At 66.9% G+C, this 16,511-nt stretch carries 18 protein-coding genes; 9 read left to right on the top strand and 9 right to left on the bottom strand.

Features of this window, described 5'->3' with window-relative positions:
• Nucleotides 1–10: 10 nt before the first annotated feature.
• Nucleotides 11–1,342 (top strand): DNA recombination protein RmuC, encoded by a 1,332-nt coding sequence (locus ABIB54_RS11775; RefSeq protein ID WP_354575707.1) that lies wholly within the window; start codon nucleotides 11–13, stop codon nucleotides 1,340–1,342.
• 7 nt (nucleotides 1,343–1,349) lie between these two features.
• Here the strand turns inward: ABIB54_RS11775 and glpX are convergent, their stop codons facing one another.
• Nucleotides 1,350–2,282 (bottom strand): class II fructose-bisphosphatase, encoded by a 933-nt coding sequence (gene glpX, locus ABIB54_RS11770; RefSeq protein ID WP_354575795.1) that lies wholly within the window; start codon nucleotides 2,280–2,282, stop codon nucleotides 1,350–1,352.
• Nucleotides 2,283–2,455: 173 nt separating this feature from the next.
• On the opposite strand from glpX, the gene fbaA reads away from it, so the two are divergent.
• Nucleotides 2,456–3,487: a class II fructose-bisphosphate aldolase gene (gene fbaA / locus ABIB54_RS11765; RefSeq protein ID WP_354575794.1), complete on the top strand. Its 1,032-nt coding sequence runs from the start codon at nucleotides 2,456–2,458 to the stop codon at nucleotides 3,485–3,487.
• A gap of 115 nt (nucleotides 3,488–3,602) precedes the next feature.
• Here the strand turns inward: fbaA and ABIB54_RS11760 are convergent, their stop codons facing one another.
• Together ABIB54_RS11760 and ABIB54_RS11755 are read right to left on the bottom strand one after the other, a co-directional pair.
• Complete coding sequence (locus tag ABIB54_RS11760) at nucleotides 3,603–4,190, bottom strand: DUF6264 family protein (RefSeq protein WP_354575706.1); 588 nt, start codon at nucleotides 4,188–4,190, stop codon at nucleotides 3,603–3,605.
• On the bottom strand, nucleotides 4,187–5,239 hold the full coding sequence (locus ABIB54_RS11755) for a 4-hydroxy-3-methylbut-2-enyl diphosphate reductase (RefSeq protein ID WP_354575793.1): 1,053 nt from the start codon (nucleotides 5,237–5,239) through the stop codon (nucleotides 4,187–4,189). Before ABIB54_RS11755 ends, ABIB54_RS11760 begins: the two co-directional genes overlap by 4 nt.
• 89 nt (nucleotides 5,240–5,328) lie before the next feature.
• Between ABIB54_RS11755 and xseA the strand changes: the two genes are divergently transcribed.
• From xseA to ABIB54_RS11730, 5 genes are read left to right on the top strand one after another with little or no spacing between them, the layout of a single operon-like run.
• On the top strand, nucleotides 5,329–6,567 hold the full coding sequence (gene xseA / locus ABIB54_RS11750) for an exodeoxyribonuclease VII large subunit (RefSeq protein ID WP_354575705.1): 1,239 nt from the start codon (nucleotides 5,329–5,331) through the stop codon (nucleotides 6,565–6,567).
• Nucleotides 6,568–6,576: 9 nt separating this feature from the next.
• Nucleotides 6,577–6,840 (top strand): exodeoxyribonuclease VII small subunit, encoded by a 264-nt coding sequence (locus tag ABIB54_RS11745; RefSeq protein ID WP_354575704.1) that lies wholly within the window; start codon nucleotides 6,577–6,579, stop codon nucleotides 6,838–6,840.
• Nucleotides 6,841–6,844: 4 nt separating this feature from the next.
• Complete coding sequence (locus tag ABIB54_RS11740; RefSeq protein WP_354575703.1) at nucleotides 6,845–7,492, top strand: DUF4245 domain-containing protein; 648 nt, start codon at nucleotides 6,845–6,847, stop codon at nucleotides 7,490–7,492.
• Nucleotides 7,489–8,130: a carbonic anhydrase gene (locus ABIB54_RS11735; RefSeq protein WP_354575702.1), complete on the top strand. Its 642-nt coding sequence runs from the start codon at nucleotides 7,489–7,491 to the stop codon at nucleotides 8,128–8,130. Before ABIB54_RS11740 ends, ABIB54_RS11735 begins: the two co-directional genes overlap by 4 nt.
• A 46-nt stretch (nucleotides 8,131–8,176) precedes the next feature.
• Nucleotides 8,177–9,580, top strand: a complete 1,404-nt coding sequence (locus ABIB54_RS11730; protein WP_354575701.1) for a class II fumarate hydratase — start codon at nucleotides 8,177–8,179, stop codon at nucleotides 9,578–9,580.
• 24 nt (nucleotides 9,581–9,604) lie between these two features.
• On the opposite strand, the gene ABIB54_RS11725 is transcribed toward ABIB54_RS11730, so the two are convergent.
• The 4 genes from ABIB54_RS11725 to ABIB54_RS11710 form a co-directional block, all read right to left on the bottom strand.
• Nucleotides 9,605–10,381: a hypothetical protein gene (locus ABIB54_RS11725; RefSeq protein ID WP_354575700.1), complete on the bottom strand. Its 777-nt coding sequence runs from the start codon at nucleotides 10,379–10,381 to the stop codon at nucleotides 9,605–9,607.
• Between the two features lie 63 nt (nucleotides 10,382–10,444).
• A complete protein-coding gene (gene phoH2, locus ABIB54_RS11720) occupies nucleotides 10,445–11,809 on the bottom strand; it encodes an RNA 5'-3' helicase PhoH2 (RefSeq protein WP_354575699.1) in 1,365 nt (454 codons plus the stop codon).
• 208 nt (nucleotides 11,810–12,017) lie between these two features.
• Nucleotides 12,018–13,139 carry an aminotransferase class V-fold PLP-dependent enzyme gene (locus tag ABIB54_RS11715; protein WP_354575698.1) on the bottom strand — a complete coding sequence of 374 codons (1,122 nt, stop codon included), beginning with the start codon at nucleotides 13,137–13,139 and terminating at the stop codon, nucleotides 12,018–12,020.
• A 9-nt stretch (nucleotides 13,140–13,148) separates the two neighbouring features.
• Nucleotides 13,149–13,934: an isoprenyl transferase gene (locus tag ABIB54_RS11710; protein WP_354575697.1), complete on the bottom strand. Its 786-nt coding sequence runs from the start codon at nucleotides 13,932–13,934 to the stop codon at nucleotides 13,149–13,151.
• A gap of 73 nt (nucleotides 13,935–14,007) precedes the next feature.
• On the opposite strand from ABIB54_RS11710, the gene trhA reads away from it, so the two are divergent.
• Nucleotides 14,008–14,766: a PAQR family membrane homeostasis protein TrhA gene (gene trhA / locus ABIB54_RS11705; RefSeq protein WP_354575696.1), complete on the top strand. Its 759-nt coding sequence runs from the start codon at nucleotides 14,008–14,010 to the stop codon at nucleotides 14,764–14,766.
• A gap of 32 nt (nucleotides 14,767–14,798) precedes the next feature.
• On the opposite strand, the gene ABIB54_RS11700 is transcribed toward trhA, so the two are convergent.
• Together ABIB54_RS11700 and mca are read right to left on the bottom strand one after the other, a co-directional pair.
• A complete protein-coding gene (locus tag ABIB54_RS11700) occupies nucleotides 14,799–15,050 on the bottom strand; it encodes a hypothetical protein (protein WP_354575695.1) in 252 nt (83 codons plus the stop codon).
• On the bottom strand, nucleotides 15,047–15,922 hold the full coding sequence (gene mca / locus ABIB54_RS11695) for a mycothiol conjugate amidase Mca (RefSeq protein WP_354575694.1): 876 nt from the start codon (nucleotides 15,920–15,922) through the stop codon (nucleotides 15,047–15,049). Before mca ends, ABIB54_RS11700 begins: the two co-directional genes overlap by 4 nt.
• A 95-nt stretch (nucleotides 15,923–16,017) precedes the next feature.
• Between mca and ABIB54_RS11690 the strand changes: the two genes are divergently transcribed.
• Nucleotides 16,018–16,464: a DUF4307 domain-containing protein gene (locus ABIB54_RS11690; protein ID WP_354575693.1), complete on the top strand. Its 447-nt coding sequence runs from the start codon at nucleotides 16,018–16,020 to the stop codon at nucleotides 16,462–16,464.
• Nucleotides 16,465–16,511: the final 47 nt, after the last annotated feature.

The raw sequence follows: 16,511 nt of genomic DNA, 5'->3' as shown, positions 1-16,511 counted from the left end.
GACTTGCCGCATGGATCCCATTGCAGCCCTCATCATCGGCCTTGTCGTCGGAATCGTGCTCGGCGCGGTCATCGGGCTGCTGTTCGCGCGCACCCGAAGAGCGGATGTCCCGGTCGGCGTCGATCCCGCACTCCTCGCCTCCCAGCACGAACTCGCCCTCGGGGCCGTTCGGGCGGAGGAGGCGACCAGGAGGTCACAGCTCGGCTCCGAACTCGCCGCTATCCAGGCCACAGCGGTCGCGCTGAAGGAGCAGGTCGCCGCACAGCAGGAGCAGTATCGCGAGCTGGTGGACCGCCAGCGTCGGGATCAGGCCGCCGAAGCAGAACGGCAGCAGCGGGAGAGCACGGTGCTCCAGGCCCTGACCCCGGTGCAGGAGTCCCTGCGCAGCATGCAGCTGAAGGTGACAGAGCTCGAGACCCAGCGCAGCCTCCAGCACGGCCAGCTGACGCAGCAGCTCCGCAACGCCACGGAATCGGAGGAGCGCCTGCGCAGCACTGCGGAATCCCTCGCCTCGGCACTCCGCAACAACGCCACCCGCGGAGTGTGGGGAGAGACCCAACTGCGCAACGTGGTGCAGGCGGCCGGCCTCATCGAGCGGGTCGACTTCGATGTGCAGTCGAGCATCTCCTCGGATGCCGGATCCGGCCGACCGGACATGGTCATCCACCTGCCAGGCGGGAAGAACATCGCCGTGGATGCGAAGGTGCCGTTCACCGCCTACCTCGAGGCGAGCCAGATCGCCGTCACCGCGACGGGCGAGGAGGGGGCGCGGCGCGAGGCCTTCATCAAGCAGCACGTCCGGGCGGTGCGGGCCCACATCGATACCCTGGGCAGCAAGGCCTACTGGGCCGGGCTCGAAGCCTCCCCCGAGCTCGTGATCGCGTTCATCCCGAGCGAATCCCTCGTGGCGTCCGCCATGGAGGCGGACCCCGGGATCATGGATTACGCCTTCTCGAAGCGCGTCGCGCTCTCCTCCCCCGTCACCCTCTGGTCGGTGCTGAAGACCGTGGCCTTCAGCTGGCAGCAGGACGTCGTGACGCAGGAGGCGAAGATGCTCTTCGAGACCAGTCGCGAGCTCTACGGGCGCCTCGCGACCCTCGCGGGCCACATCGAGAAGCTCGGTCGCTCCATCGAGAGCACCGTGAAGAACTACAACGGTTTCGTCGGTTCGCTCGAACGCCAGGTGCTGCCGTCCGCTCGCAAACTCAACGTGCTCGACGAGTCGAAGGTGCTCGGGACCCACGCCGAGATCGAGGAACTGCCCCGCGATCTCAGCGCGTTCGAACTCGTCGCAGAGCTCGAGATCGTGAGTGCTCTCGAGGCGGGGCCGGGCACCGACTGACGCTGCGTTAGAGCCACTTCTCCGCGAGGTGGTCGGCGACGACACGACGGATCGTGCCGGAGCGGCCGCGGAGCACGATGCTCTCGGTACGGATGATCGGACCCTTCTTGCGCACCCCTCCGACCAGCTGGCCGTCGGTGACGCCGGTGGCCACGAAGTAGGTGTTGTCGCTCGTCACCAGGTCGTCGATCTCGAGGATGCGCTCGAGGTCGTGCCCGGCATCGATCGCCTTCTGGCGCTCATCGTCGTTCTGCGGTGCGAGCCTGGCCTGAATGAATCCCCCCAGCCCCTTGAGCGCGCACGCCGTGATGATGCCCTCCGGCGTGCCGCCGCGGCCGACGCACATGTCGATGCGGGCGTCATAGCGGGCCGCGTTGATGCCGCCGGCGACATCCCCGTCGAGCAGGAGGCGCGTGCCGGCGCCCGCCTCGCGGATCTCCTCGATCAGCTGCGCGTGGCGCGGACGGTCGAGAACGGCCACGACGAGGTCCGCGACATCCTTCTTCATCGCCTTCGCGAGCGCGCGGATGTTCTCACCGATCGGTTTGCGAAGGTCGACGACCCCGTGCCCCTCGTGACCGGTGACGATCTTGTCCATGTAGAAGACGGCGGAGGGGTCGTACATGCTTCCGCGATCGGCGACGGCGATCATCGACAGCGCATTCTGCCGGCCCGCTGCCGTGAGGGAGGTGCCGTCGATCGGGTCGACGGCGATGTCGCAGGCCTGCCCCTGGCCTGTGCCGACATGCTCGCCGTTGTAGAGCATCGGGGCGTCGTCCTTCTCGCCCTCGCCGATCACGACGAGTCCGTCGAAGTCGACGGTGCCGAGGAACTTGCGCATCGCATCGACAGCGGCGCCGTCGGCGGCATTCTTGTCGCCTCGCCCGATGAACGGCACGGCCCTGATCGCGGCTGCTTCGGTCGCTCTCACCAGCTCCATTCCCAGGTTGCGGTCGGGGTGCAGAAAGATCGATCCGGTGTCAGTGTTCACCCGTCAAGGCTATCGAGCGGCGGTGATCGACGTCGCGCGGAGGTAGTCGAAAGATCCCGGGTTCTTTAGTTCAATAGACTCGGGGTCACACCAGACCCACACGCACCGCGCGCACGAAGGAGATCTCCATGCCCATCGCGACCCCCGAACAGTACGCCGACATGCTCGACCGGGCGAAAGCCGGCGGCTTCGCCTACCCGGCGATCAACGCCTCGTCGTCGTCGACGATCAACGGCATCCTCCAGGGACTCACCGAGGCCGGCTCCGACGGCATCATCCAGGTCACAACGGGCGGCGCGGACTTCTTCGCCGGGCAGAGCGTAAAGGCCCGCGCATCCGGGGCCCTCGCCTTCGCGGCCTTCGTCACCGAGGTGGCGAAGAACTATCCCGTAACTGTCGCGCTCCACACCGACCACTGCCCCACGAATGCGCTCGACGACTTCCTCCTGCCGCTGATCACCGCCTCCGAGGCCGAGGTCGCTGCCGGTCGCGGTCCGATCTTCCAATCCCACATGTGGGATGGATCGGCCGTGCCCCTCGACGAGAACCTGCGCGTCGCCCAGCAGATCCTGCCGCGCATGAAGGCGATCAACTCGATCCTCGAGGTGGAGATCGGGGTCGTCGGCGGCGAGGAAGACGGCGTCAGCCATGACATCAACGAGCACCTGTACACGACGCTGGATGACGCGATCGCGACGGTCGAGGCACTCGGCCTCGGCGAGCAGGGCCGCTACATCGCCGCCCTGACCTTCGGCAACGTGCATGGCGTCTACAAGCCCGGCAACGTGAAGCTGCGCCCGGAGCTGCTCGGCGAGATCCAGGCCGGCATCCAGTCGAAGTACGGCACGGGAGCCAAGCCTCTCGACCTCGTCTTCCACGGCGGATCCGGCTCGACCGACGACGAGATCGCCCTCGCCGTGGCGAACGGCGTCATCAAGATGAACATCGACACCGACACCCAGTACGCCTACAGCCGCTCCGTCGCCGACACCGTGCTGAAGAACTACGACGGGTTCCTCAAGGTCGACGGTGAGGTCGGAAACAAGAAGGTCTACGACCCGCGCTCCTGGGGCAAGCTCGCGGAGTCCGCCCTCGCCGCGCGGGTGGTCGAGGCGACGAAGCAGCTGGGATCGGCCGGCCACTCGAAGGGCTGAGCCGCACCGCACGCGCCACATTCTCCCAAGCCGGGCGAGTGCGGACACCACGGGCCAGCACGCCGGCCCGGAATGTGCGTACTCGCCCGTTTTGCTGGGCGCGTGGCTCCGCGAGCTAGCCCCGAAGCTTGCCGAGGTACGCGGAGAACGCCGGGTCGGACTGCAGCAGGATGACCACGAACACGAGAGCCACGATGGTCGCGAGCACTCCCCCGGCGATCGGCACCCAGAACGCGATGCGGCCGTGGCGCAGCATCCACACCGTGCCGAGCACGGTCACGACGAACAACGCGAAGGTGATGATGTTGAGAGTGTCGCCGAGGCTGGCGGTGAGGGCGGTCGGCCTGTAGTCGCCGATGCCCTGGGTCAGGTAGAACTGCGTGGCAATCGTCGCGAGGGTGTCGCGAATCGCCAGTTGAGCGATCACGTTGATCGTCGCGTAACCGAGCAGAGCCGCCGAGAGGATGAGGTCCCAGCGACGCGGCCGGCGCCCGGCAGGCGGTGGGGACGTTCCGACACGAGCGGAGGCATCCGGCGGGTTCGGAACCCCCGGGATCGTCGGCGGCACGAGAAGGGGTGACACCGGCGGCAGGGAATCGGCGATGATCTTCGCCTGCTCCTGCGGGGTGGCGTATTCGCCGTACTGCGGCCGCGGACGACGCTCGCCGTATTTCGGCAGCTCCGCCCCGGGCTGCTCGGTCACTTCTGCTGCCAATCGAGCTGGCGGATGCGGCCTCCGAGCCCCCGCGCGTCATCCTGGCCGTTCGCGTCCTTGCGCAACTCCTTGGGCAGCGAGAACATGAGGTCCTCCTCCGCGGTGACGACCTGGCTCACCGAGCCGTAGCCGGCATCGGCGAGATCGTCGAGCACTTCCTGCACGAGCACTTCTGGCACGGATGCCCCGGAGGTGACGCCGACGGTCGTGACACCGTCGAGCCACTCCTGCTGGATCTCGCTCGCGTAGTCCACCCGGTAGGCGGCCTTCGCGCCGTTCTCGAGCGCGACATCCACGAGTCTCACGGTGTTGGAGCTGTTGGCGGAGCCGACCACGATCACGAGTTCGGCCGATTCGGCGACCTTCTTGATCGCGACCTGGCGGTTCTGGGTGGCGTAGCAGATGTCATCGCTCGGCGGATTGTGCAACCGGGGGAAGCGCTCCCGCAGCAGCCGGACGGTCTCCATCGTCTCGTCGACGCTCAGGGTGGTCTGGCTGAGCCAGACGAGGTTGTCCGGGTCCGCGACCTCGAGGGTCGCGACATCCGCGGGGCTGTTCACCAGGGTCGTGCGATCCGGGGCGTGACCCATGGTGCCCTCGACCTCTTCGTGACCGGCATGGCCGATCAGCAGGATGTGGAAGTCGTCGCGGGCGAAACGCACGGCCTCGCGATGCACCTTGGTCACCAGCGGGCAGGTGGCGTCGATCGCCTCGAGATTGCGCTCGGCCGCTGCCGCGACGACAGCGGGGGAAACGCCGTGGGCGGAGAAGACGATGTGTGCCCCCTCCGGCACTTCGTCGACCTCGTCGACGAAGATCGCGCCCTGCTTCTCGAGGGTGGAGACCACGTGGATGTTGTGCACGATCTGTTTGCGCACGTAGACCGGCGACCCGTAATGCTCGAGCGCCTTCTCCACGGCGATGACCGCCCGGTCCACTCCTGCACAGTAGCCGCGCGGTGCCGCGAGCAGCACCCGCTTCTCTCCCGCGACGGGGATGTCCCGTAGCCTGTTGCGTACCGCGGGAACGCGCGGCATATTCAGGCTGACGGCCTCGCCGTTGGTAATGGTGCTCACCCTTCAGATTCTACGTGGGGTGCGCTGGCGAGGTACTGGGAGGGCTGCTCGTGACTATCGATCCGGGGCCATCCACCGTGGACTCCCCGTGGCCGGTCGCCCTGCTCTCCGCGAAAATCAAGGGCTGGATCGATCGACTCGGAGCCGTCTGGGTCGAAGGTGAGATCACCCAATGGGGGCTCTCTGGGGGCAACGTCTACGGCAAACTCAAAGACCTCGATGCCGACGCGACAGTGGGATTCACCGTCTGGTCGTCGGTGAAGGCGAAGCTGCCGACCGACCTGAAGCAGGGCGACCGGGTGGTGACCCTGGTCAAACCGAACTACTGGGTCAAGGGCGGCTCGCTCACCATGCAGGTGTTCGAGATGCGCCATGTCGGCCTCGGCGACCTGCTCGAGCGCCTCGAGCGCCTCCGCCAGTCGCTGCGCGCCGAGGGGCTCTTCGACATGGATCGCAAGAGGCCGCTTCCCTTCCTTCCCGGGTGCATCGGGCTGATCACCGGCAAGGATTCGGACGCCGAGAAGGATGTCTTGCGCAATGCCCAGTTGCGCTGGCCCGCCGTGGAGTTCCGCGTGGTACACACGGCGGTGCAGGGCGATCGTGCTGCCGCCGAGGTCACTGCGGCGTTGCGCACCCTGGATGCGGATCCCGATGTCGACGTGATCATCGTGGCGCGCGGGGGAGGCGACTTCCAGAATCTCCTCGTCTTCAGCGACGAGACCCTCGTGCGCACCGCCGCGGCCTGCGTCACGCCCATCGTCAGTGCGATCGGGCACGAGGCCGACCGCCCCCTGCTCGACGACGTCGCCGACCTGCGGGCATCCACCCCCACGGACGCGGCGAAGCGGGTCGTGCCGGATGTCGCGGACGAACTTGCTCGCGTGCAACAGGCTCGCGCGCGCATCGGCAACCGCATGACCTCGCAGGTGCGCACCGAGATCGACCGTCTCGAACAGCTGAGGTCACGACCGGTGCTCACCGCATCCTCCTGGATCGTCGACTCCCGCGCAGAAGAGCTCGGTCGCTACGTCGGCCGGAGCGCCGAACTCATCGAACGACTGCTCGAGCGCTCGCACGGCGCCGTGCTCGACCTGCGCTCCCAGCTGCGGGCCCTCTCCCCCCAGCGCACCCTCGACCGGGGATACGCCATCGCCCAACTCCCGGGAGGCGCGGTGCTGAGGAGTTCTGCGGATGCCGTTCCCGGCACTCCCCTCCTTCTCACCCTCGCCGACGGCTCGGCTTCCGCAACCGTCACTCCCCCACCGGATGCTCCCGGCGCGGCCGGTTAGAATCGACCCGTGGCATCCACTCCCTCCACTTCTCCCGCTTCGACTCCCTCCGCTTCCGGCGGGGTTTCTGAGCTGTCGTACGAGCAGGCGCGCGATGAACTGATCCGGGTGGTGAACGAACTCGAACAGGGTTCATCCACCCTCGAGCAGTCGCTGGCCCTGTGGGAGCGCGGCGAAGCCCTGGCCCGCCGTTGCGAAGAGTGGCTGATCGGCGCGAAGGCGCGGCTGGACGCTGCACGCTCTGCACAGCTGCCTGACGCCACCAAGGGCTGACCCTGTGGCCGCCGAAAGGAATCGCCCTCCCCGCATCGTGGCGGAGCTCGGTCGACCGGAGACCCCGGAGGAGACCGCCGCCCGCAAGGCGGAGAATTCGCGCAAACACCGCGCAAACCAGACCCTGCGCAACCTGGTTCTCGCCCTTCTGGCCTCCCTCGCCGTCGTGTTCGTGCTCGTGCTCGTCGTGGTGCGTCCCGATGGTCCACCGCGCGCAGCGGTCGACTACCGGGCCGATGCCACGGCATCCGAGCCTCAGGCCGGGCAGGTGCTCGCCGCCCCCGCGCTGCCCGCCGGGTGGAGCGCGAACGACGACGGGCTCACGACCGGCTCCGATTCGGTGCTCGCCTGGAGGGTCGGATTCATCACCCCGTCCAACCAGTACATCGGCCTCGTGCAGGGCATCGACGCCAATCCCACCTGGGTGGCGAACGAACTCGCCAATGTGCGGTCAACGGGCTCGACCTCCCTCGGTGGGCACGACTGGACGGTCTACGACCGGCGCACCGACCAGGACACGGGAAACTACGCGTACTCGCTCAGCACGGTGATCGGGTCGAGCAGCGTCGTGCTGCACGGCACCGCACCCACCACGGAATTCACCACCCTCGCCACGGCGGTCGCCGCCCAACTCGACGAAGGAAGCCGATGAACAGCGCCGATCAGCCCCGCACCCCCACCCAGGCCTGGGCCGAGATGACGCGCGGCAACAAGCGTTTCGTCGAAGGCGAGCCGAGTCATCCGCGTCAGGACGTGGAGCGTCGCGAGCAACTACTCGGCGCGCAGACCCCACATGCCGCCCTCTTCGGCTGCAGTGACTCTCGGCTCGCCGCAGAGATCATCTTCGACAAGGGCCTCGGTGACCTCTTCGTGGTGCGGAACGCCGGCCAGATCATCTCCGATTCGGTGGTGGGCTCCCTCGAATACGCGGTGGCCGTGCTGCATGTCCCCCTGATCGTGGTGCTCGGGCACGACGAGTGCGGCGCAGTGCGGGCCGCAATCGACTCGCAGGTGCCGGATGCCGCGCCCCTGCCCCCGCACATCCACCACCTGGTCGAGAAGATCTTCCCCGCCGTCAAGCGGGTCGCGGCCGGCAGCGAGGATCCTTCCGCCGCCCCCGATCCGACCGAGGTGGGGCGAGAGCACCTGCGCGACACCGTCGCCGAGCTCGTGCAGACCTCGGAGTTGATCAGCGACGCGATCGCCGCCGGTACGCTGGCTATCGTCGGCGCGAACTACCGACTGCTCAAAGGCATGGCCGTACCCGACATCATCGTCGGCGCCGTCTAGGGCCCCACCGACCACCCGCACACCGAAACAAGGGACGCACAACGCCGTGACTGAATCCGAGTACCGCATCGAGCACGACACGATGGGCGAAGTCCGCGTGCCGGTATCTGCCCTCTACGGAGCCCAGACGCAGCGCGCGGTCGAGAACTTCCCCATCTCCGGAAGCGGACTCGAGCCGGCACAGATCGTGGCACTCGCACGAATCAAGCGTGCCGCCGCGATCGTCAACCTGGAGCTCGGCATCCTCGCGGAACCGGTCTCGCAGGCCGTGGTGCTCGCCGCGGACGAGCTGATCGCCGGCCGTCACCACGACCAGTTTCCAGTCGACACCTACCAGACCGGCAGCGGCACCTCGTCGAACATGAACATCAACGAGGTGCTCGCCACTCTCGCCACGAAGTTCGCGGGAGCCCCGGTACACCCCAACGACCACGTGAACGCCTCGCAGTCCTCCAACGATGTCTTCCCCACCTCCGTGCACGTCGCCGTGACTGGCGCTCTCCTCGGCGACCTCGTGCCAGCCCTCGATCACCTCGCCACCGCGCTCGAGGCCAAGGCGGAGCTGTGGAAGACCGTGGTCAAGTCCGGTCGCACCCACCTGATGGATGCCACCCCGGTGACGCTCGGCCAGGAGTTCGCCGGCTACGCCGCGCAGGTGCGCTACGGAATCGAGCGCGTGCAATCGACGATCATTCGCGTGGCCGAGGTGCCCCTCGGCGGTACCGCTGTCGGCACGGGCATCAACACGCCGGCGGGCTTCTCGCAGAAGGTCATCGCCCTGCTCGCTTCCGACTCCGGCCTTCCGCTCACCGAGGCGCGCGACCACTTCGAGGCGCAGGGTGCCCGGGATGGCCTCGTCGAGGCATCCGGAGCTCTTCGGGTGATCGCCGTGAGCCTCACCAAGATCTGCAACGACCTGCGCTGGATGGGCTCCGGCCCGAACACCGGACTCGGCGAGCTCAACATCCCCGACCTCCAGCCCGGATCATCGATCATGCCGGGCAAGGTGAACCCGGTGATTCCGGAGGCCGTGCTGATGGTGGCCGCCCGGGTCATCGGCAACGATGGGACGATCGCCTGGGCCGGCGCATCGGGATCCTTCGAACTCAATGTCGCCATCCCGGTGATGGGCACAGCGCTGCTCGAGTCGATCCGCCTGCTCGCCAACTCCAGTGTCGCCCTCGCCGACAAGACCGTCGCCGGTCTCGTCGCCAACGTGGAACACGCCAGGGCACTCGCAGAGTCCTCTCCGTCCATCGTCACCCCCCTCAACCGGGTTATCGGCTACGAGGCCGCCGCCAAGGTCGCGAAGAACGCGGTAGCCAAGTCGATCACGGTGCGAGAATCGGTGATCGACCTCGGCTTCGTCGAGCGTGGCGAGGTCTCGGTGGAGCTTCTCGACAGCGCCCTCGACGTGCTCTCGATGACGCGCCCACCCGCGCGGTCCTGAGCGTTCTCGCGATCCTTCAGACAGCTACGGGGTGTCGGCCTTCGAGATCGACGTGCCCTCGAGGTTCAGCACCGCGCGCTTTCCGACGGGGGCACCGAGATCGATCGGAATGAGCACCGAAGACGACTTGTCCCTCGCCGCTGTGAGATCGCAGGGTGTGGCCAGAGCCTTGGAGTCGAGCGATTCGCCTACCGGGCGACCGTAGTAGACCGCAAGAACGATGGAGGTGCCCGATTCCACAACGAGCACCTGCTGCGGAGTGCAACGACTGTCGGCCCGCACCTGCACCACGATGTCCGCCGTGTCGAGGGCGGTGAGCCCGACTGCCGGGTAGGCACCGATGTATCCATCGGTGCCACTCGGGTGCGGCCGCGCATACGTGTCGAGCCCGAAGAGATAAGAAGGGCTCCGGTTCTTGGCGTTCACGGCCTGGTAGCGCAGCGCGGGAACCCGGGTCAGCCCGGTCGGAGCGGTGTTCACCGGCACGAACACCCGGTTGACCACGGTCGGGTCCGGAGTGCCCCAGAGCACACGCACGGGATCCGTGATGGTGCGCACGTTCACCTGCGTGCTCGGGTCGAAGAGCCCGACCGCTAGTGACGCTCCCCCGAGGGCGAGAGCCGCGAGAGCGACGCCCGCAGCGAGACGATGGATACCGATGATCACCGGCCCGGGCTCGCCCCCGGTCAGTTCCCGGTGGCTCCAACCGGTGAGGGCACGCCATTGGGAGCGCGGGGCCACGAATCCCCAGAGCGTGAGAATCGTGAGCCCGCCGAGCACGACGACGAGAGGCAGGTTCACCCTTAGAGCCTAAGCTGTCTACCCCGCGTCATCGTGCCCGCCGCTGTGGATCGCGGCCCCTGATCAGGCCAATTCATTCGATTCGAGCATCTCGGTGACGAGGGCTGCGATCGCGGATCGCTCCGACCTCGTCAGGGTGATGTGCCCGAACAGTGAGTGTCCCTTGAGCGTCTCGATCACCGAGGCGACGCCGTCGTGGCGGCCCACCCGGAGGTTGTCCCGCTGGGCGACATCGTGGGTGAGCACGACTCTCGAGTTCTGGCCGATGCGGCTGAGGACGGTGAGGAGCACGTTGCGTTCGAGGGACTGCGCCTCGTCCACGATCACGAACGCATCATGCAGGGAGCGACCCCGGATGTGGGTGAGCGGCAGCACCTCCAGCATGCCCCGCTCCACCACCTCGTCGAGAACATTCTGGGAGACGACGGAGCCCAGCGTGTCGAAGACGGCCTGGGCCCACGGGTTCATCTTCTCCGAGGCATCGCCGGGCAGGAAGCCGAGCTCCTGGCCGCCGACCGCGTACAGCGGCCGGAACACCATGATCTTCTTGTGCTGCTGCTTCTCGAGCACCGCCTCGAGCCCGGCGCAGAGCGCGAGAGCCGATTTGCCGGTACCGGCCCGCCCGCCGAGGGAGACGATCCCGATCTCCGGGTCGAGGAGCATGTCGATGGCAAGGCGCTGTTCGGCCGACCGGCCGTGCAGGCCGAAGATGTCGCGATCCCCCCGCACGAGCCGCATCTCCCCTCGCGCGGTGACGCGACCGAGCGCCGATCCGCGATCGGAGTGGATGACGAGGCCCGTGTTGATCGGAGTGTCCCCGATCTGCCGAGTGGTGAGCTTCTCGGTGTCGTAGAGCTTCGCCATCTGGTCGGATCCCAGGGTGACGTCTTCCATGCCGGTCCAGCCCGAGTCGACGGCCAGTTCCGCGCGGTACTCCTCCGCGGCAAGCCCGATCGACGCTGCCTTGACGCGCAGCGGAAGATCCTTCGAGACGACAGTGACATCGAGTCCGTCGTTCGAGAGGTTGAGCGCGACGGCGAGGATGCGCGAGTCGTTGTCGTTGAGCTGCAGGCCGGACGGGAGCACCGACATGTTCGAGTGATTGAGCTCCACGCGAAGCGAACCGCCGTCGCCGACCGCGATGGGAAAGTCGAGGCGTTCGTGCTGCACGCGCAGCTCATCGAGATTGCGCAGGGCCTGGCGCGCGAAGTACCCGATCTCCGGGTCGTTGCGCTTTCCTTCGAGCTCCGAGATCACGACCACCGGAAGCACCACCGCGTGTTCAGAGAAGCGGAAGATGGCCTTCGGATCAGACAGCAAGACCGAAGTGTCGAGCACATAGGTGCGCTCGGCTTGCTTGGCGCTGGTGCCGGTGGCTCCATCACTCTGAGAACGGCGTGCGGGGCTGGTCTTGTCGAAAGTGGCCACGTGAGCTCCATCCCCGGATGCGTATCAGCATCCGGAACTAGTCCTCGTGACGGCCACCACACGTTTCGAGACGAACTTGCGTGGCCGTCTCGATCAGGCGCCATACCTGATAGCTCGTACGCTACGGGCGCCGCCTTCGGCTTTCCCGAGCGACACGCCCGGCGACGTGTTACGCGAAGATTAACGTTTGACGAACCGCCGGACCCCGTCAGACGGTGATGGCCGAGGCATAGCTGGTGAAGGCCCCGCGCAGCGCGTCGAAGCTGTCTTCATCGGTCGACACGTGGGGGCTCAGGCGCACCGTGCCGCCCCGCACGGTCACCGTGATTCCATGGTTGAAGAGGGATGCCGTGAGCATGGTGAGTTGGTCTGCGGCCGGTTCGAGGACGACGATCCCCGCCCGCTCGTTCTCGGCCCGGGAGGAGGCCACCGGCACCGCGTACTCGTCGGCCAGGTCGATGACGCGGGACACCTTCTCCGCCAACAGTGCACTGATCGCCGATACTCCGACCGACCCGATCTCCTCCAGCGCCGCGGCGAAGCGAGCCTGGTCGATCGGACTCGGGTTGCTGATGCTGTAGGCACCCGCTCCCTCTGCGGGCGGGAGGACACCGTCGAGGGGGAGGTCCGGTGAATCCGTGGCGCTGAAGCCACTGAATACCGGGGTGAGCCGGTCAAGGGCACGATCGCTCAGCGCGAGGAAGCCGGTGCCCCATCCGGCCCGTGCCCATTTCTGACCGCCGCTGGCGATCACATCCGCCACCCCGTAGGGGGCGTCGACCACGCCGAATCCCTGCATCGCGTCCACGATGAGCAGGCGATCACCGATCACCTGGCGAATCCCCTCGATGTCCGCGAGATAGCCGGTGCGAAAGTCGACGAGGCTCACGGCGACAGCGACGATGCTCGGGGTGAGCCGGTCACGGATCACACCGGGCGTCACCGGACCGCCGGCGGTGTCGAGCCAGTGCGGCGCGAGCACCGAGAGCGAGTCCGCCGCGCGCACCGCGGCGAAGGGGAGGGACGGGAATTCCGCCCCCGAAAGCAGCACTCCCCCGGTGATGCCGAACATCGCGTGCATCAGACCTGAGCTGGTGTTGGGCTGGAAGACGACCTGGTCGGAGGCAAAACCGATCAGCTGCCCGACCGCAGCGCGCACGCGTCGGTCCTGCTCCTCGAGGCTCGCCAGGCTGCCGAAACGTGAGCGGCGCAGCAGCTCGACCTGCGCCTGCTCTTCTTCGATTGCGGCGCGACCCAGGGGCCCGACCGAGGCGAAATTGAAGTAGCCGGGCTCTTCGGTGAATCCGGAAATGAAGTCATCGATGGTCATCGGGTATCACTAACTGCCGAAGCGGCGCTGGCGTCGGGCGTAATCGCGGAGGGCTCGCAGGAAGTCGACCTCGCGCAGGTCCGGGCCGAGCGCCTCGACGAAATAGAACTCGCTGTGGGCGCTCTGCCAGAGCATGAAGTCGCTGAGGCGCTGTTCCCCCGAGGTGCGGATGACGAGGTCCGGATCGGGCTGGCCACCGGTATAGAGGTGGTCACCGATGAGCTCCGGCGTGAGGATCTCGGCGAGGGCATCGAGGGTGCCGCCCTCCTCTTCGTGCTGGGTCACGATGCTGCGCATGGCATCGGCGATCTCCCGTCGACCGCCATAGCCGACCGCGAGATTGATATGCATCCCGGTGTTCGAGGCGGTGCGGGCCTCGGCATTCTTCAGTGCCTCGATGAGGTGCTGCGGCAAGCCGTCGACGGATCCCACGTGCTGCACCCTCCAGTCGCGGAAGTGTGAGAGGTCTTCGGCGAGGTCCGCGATGATCTGGAGCAGCTCATCCAGTTCGGCGGTAGTCCGTCCGGTGAGATTGTCGGTCGACAGCAGGTAGAGGGTCGCGGTCGCGATTCCGAGGTCGTCACACCACACCAGGAACTCACGGAACTTCGCGGCTCCGGCACGATGCCCGTGGGCGGCTGTCTCGAGCAATCGTTGGCGCGCCCACCGCCGGTTGCCGTCGAGGATCATGGCGATGTGCTTCGGCCGTTCCTGGGTGGCGAGGAAGCGACGGATCCGGTTCTGGTAGAGACCGTAGAGGATGCCTCGTCCGAGGGGAACTTCCCGCTGTGCCACACCAATACGCTAGTGCACGAGCGTGCGAGTGCTCCCATCTCACCGGCAGAGGGCGTCACTAAACTGGGGCCTCATGGCAAAGGAATCGGATCAGGGACCACTCGACTCGGCGCTGGATGCCGAAGAGGACGGCCCCGACCTTCCGAACATCCCCCTCCTGGATGATGCGCTCGCGTCCCGTGCCGCGCTTCTCGAGCGCAAGCCCACCTGGCGCGGCTGGATCCACACGGCCACCTTCCCGCTCGCGATCGTGCTCGGTGTCGTGTTGATCGTGCTCGCCGATGGAGTGCCGGCCAGGGTGTCGAGCTCCGTCTTCGTGCTGTCGTCGCTGCTGCTCTTCGGAGTTTCCGCGCTCTATCACCGCGTCAATTGGAGCGATCGCACGAAACGACTGCTCAAGCGGATGGATCACGCCAACATCTTCCTGCTGATCGCCGGGTCGTATACCCCCATCACGGTGCTGGCCCTCCCGCACGACAAGTCAGTGCTCCTGCTCTGGCTGGTCTGGATCGGCGCCGGCCTCGGAATCGGATTCCGCATCTTCTGGATCGGCGCGCCGCGCTGGCTCTACGTGCCGCTCTACCTGCTGCTCGGCTATGCCGCGCTCGCCTTCATCGTCGACTTCTTCCAGGCCAACGCCGTGATGATGTCCCTCATCCTGCTCGGGGGTGTGTTCTACACGATCGGCGCCGTGATCTACGGGTTCAAGCGTCCGAACCCGGTGCCGGGAGTCTTCGGTTTCCACGAGATCTTCCACGCGCTCACGCTGCTGGCATACCTCTGCCACTGGACCGGCATCTTCCTGGTGGCCACGAACCCGCCGGTTTTCTAGGGGCTGGTGGGCTTCTAGGGACTGCCGGGCTTCTAGGAACTGGTGGGAGGCTGCTCCGAAGCTGCGGCATCCCGCTCGGCCTCGAGCTGCTCACGGATCTCCCCGCGGTAGCGCACCCGACGCACCCGACGCACCATGTCGATGCAGAGCAGCACCACTGCGGCGGCCACCAGGAAGGTCGCGGCGAAGCCGACCCAGGTCGGGGTGACCGAATTCTCATCGAAATTCGGCTGGGGTGTCGGCGTCGACGCGAGCATCACGATCGCGGTGTACAAGCCGCTCATGCGCTGAGATCCTCTGCGGGTATCCCGGAGAACAGATCGGTCTCGGGCAGGGGGGATTCCACCCGCGACAGTGCCAACTGGAAGTCTTCGAACGGCCACGCCTGTCGCTGCAGGTCGTTGGGCCAGAAGAAGAAGGCGCTGTCGGGCGCGACCTGGCTGGCGTGTGCGCGCAACGCCGTGTCCCGTGCGTCGAAGAAGTCGCCGACGTGCACCTGAGTGGTCGTGAGCACGGGGCGGTCCTTCATCCGCTCCCGGAACTCCTCCATCTGGGCCAGCTGCGGGGTCTCCGGGGCATTCACGAGGAGGAACTGGTACATCGCCTCGATGCGCGGCGCATTGAAGATGCGGTCGAAGTAGACCTTGGAGATCTGCCAGGGTGCTCCGGCATCCGGGTACCGCGATGCATCCGCGGCCGCCTCGTAGGCGTACAGCGAGATGTCGTGCGTGCGGATGTGGTCGGGGTGCGGGTAGCCGCCTGTCTCGTCGTAGGTCACGAGCACCTGCGGCCGGAACTCGCGGATGATCTTGACGAGGGGCTCAGCCGAGATCTCGAGCGGGATGAGCGCGAAGGAGTTCGCGGGCACCGGCTCGTCGTTCTCGGGCAGCCCGGAGTCCTGGTAGCCCAGCCAGCGGTGTTCGAAGCCGATCGCCGCCTGGGCGTTCGCCATCTCGATGCGCCGGAGGCCGGCCATGTCACGGTTCGCCATCGCCGTTGACTCGAGGGCTTCGTTCTGGATGTCGCCGCGTTCGCCGCCCGTGCAGCTGACCACGAGCACCTCGGTCCCGATGCTGCGGTAGTGGGCGTAGGTCGCTGCGCCCTTGCTCGACTCGTCGTCGGGATGGGCGTGAACGGCAAGCAGGCGCTGAGTCACCGAACTCCTTGTGTTTGTGGGGAAGGCACGGGTGGGGAATACGCAGGGTGGGCGGATACCCTTGGACTACAAGAATAGGCGTGCGGGGATGTGACATGACTGCGATAGACGAGGATGCGCTCGAGGTGCGTCCCTCTGCGGTGCCCGAGTCCGCTGGCCTCGCCGCCCGGTACGGGCGCACGCCCGCGAAGAAGCGCCGGGATCGCCTCGTCTATCTCATCGCCGGCGCCCTGGCGGCGATCGTCGTGATCGCCTGGGTCATCTGGGCGGGACTCGACCAGGCCGGCAGCACCCTGGACGCGGAGGACAAGGGTTCGACCATCGTCAACGACCGCACAGTGAGCATCAGCTACCAGGTGTCGATGCCGGTGGGCCAGACGGCGAGTTGCGCCCTTCAGGTGCAGAACGAAGCACACGGGATCGTGGGCTGGCGCATCGTGAAGGTTCCGGCCTCCACGCGGTACACCACGTCGTACACCGACACCGTGTTGAGTTCAGAGCGGGGCGTCACCGGCTTGATCTACCGGTGCTGGCTGACCTAAACTGAGGCTTACTGATCAGAGACCGGCCCCACGGCCGGTCTCATTTG

The organism is Frigoribacterium sp. UYMn621 (assembly GCF_040549525.1).
In the GTDB taxonomy this organism is placed as follows: Bacteria; Actinomycetota; Actinomycetes; order Actinomycetales; family Microbacteriaceae; genus Lacisediminihabitans.
Note: the sequence above shows the minus strand (reverse complement) of the source record. Positions and strands in the feature narration are given on the sequence as shown.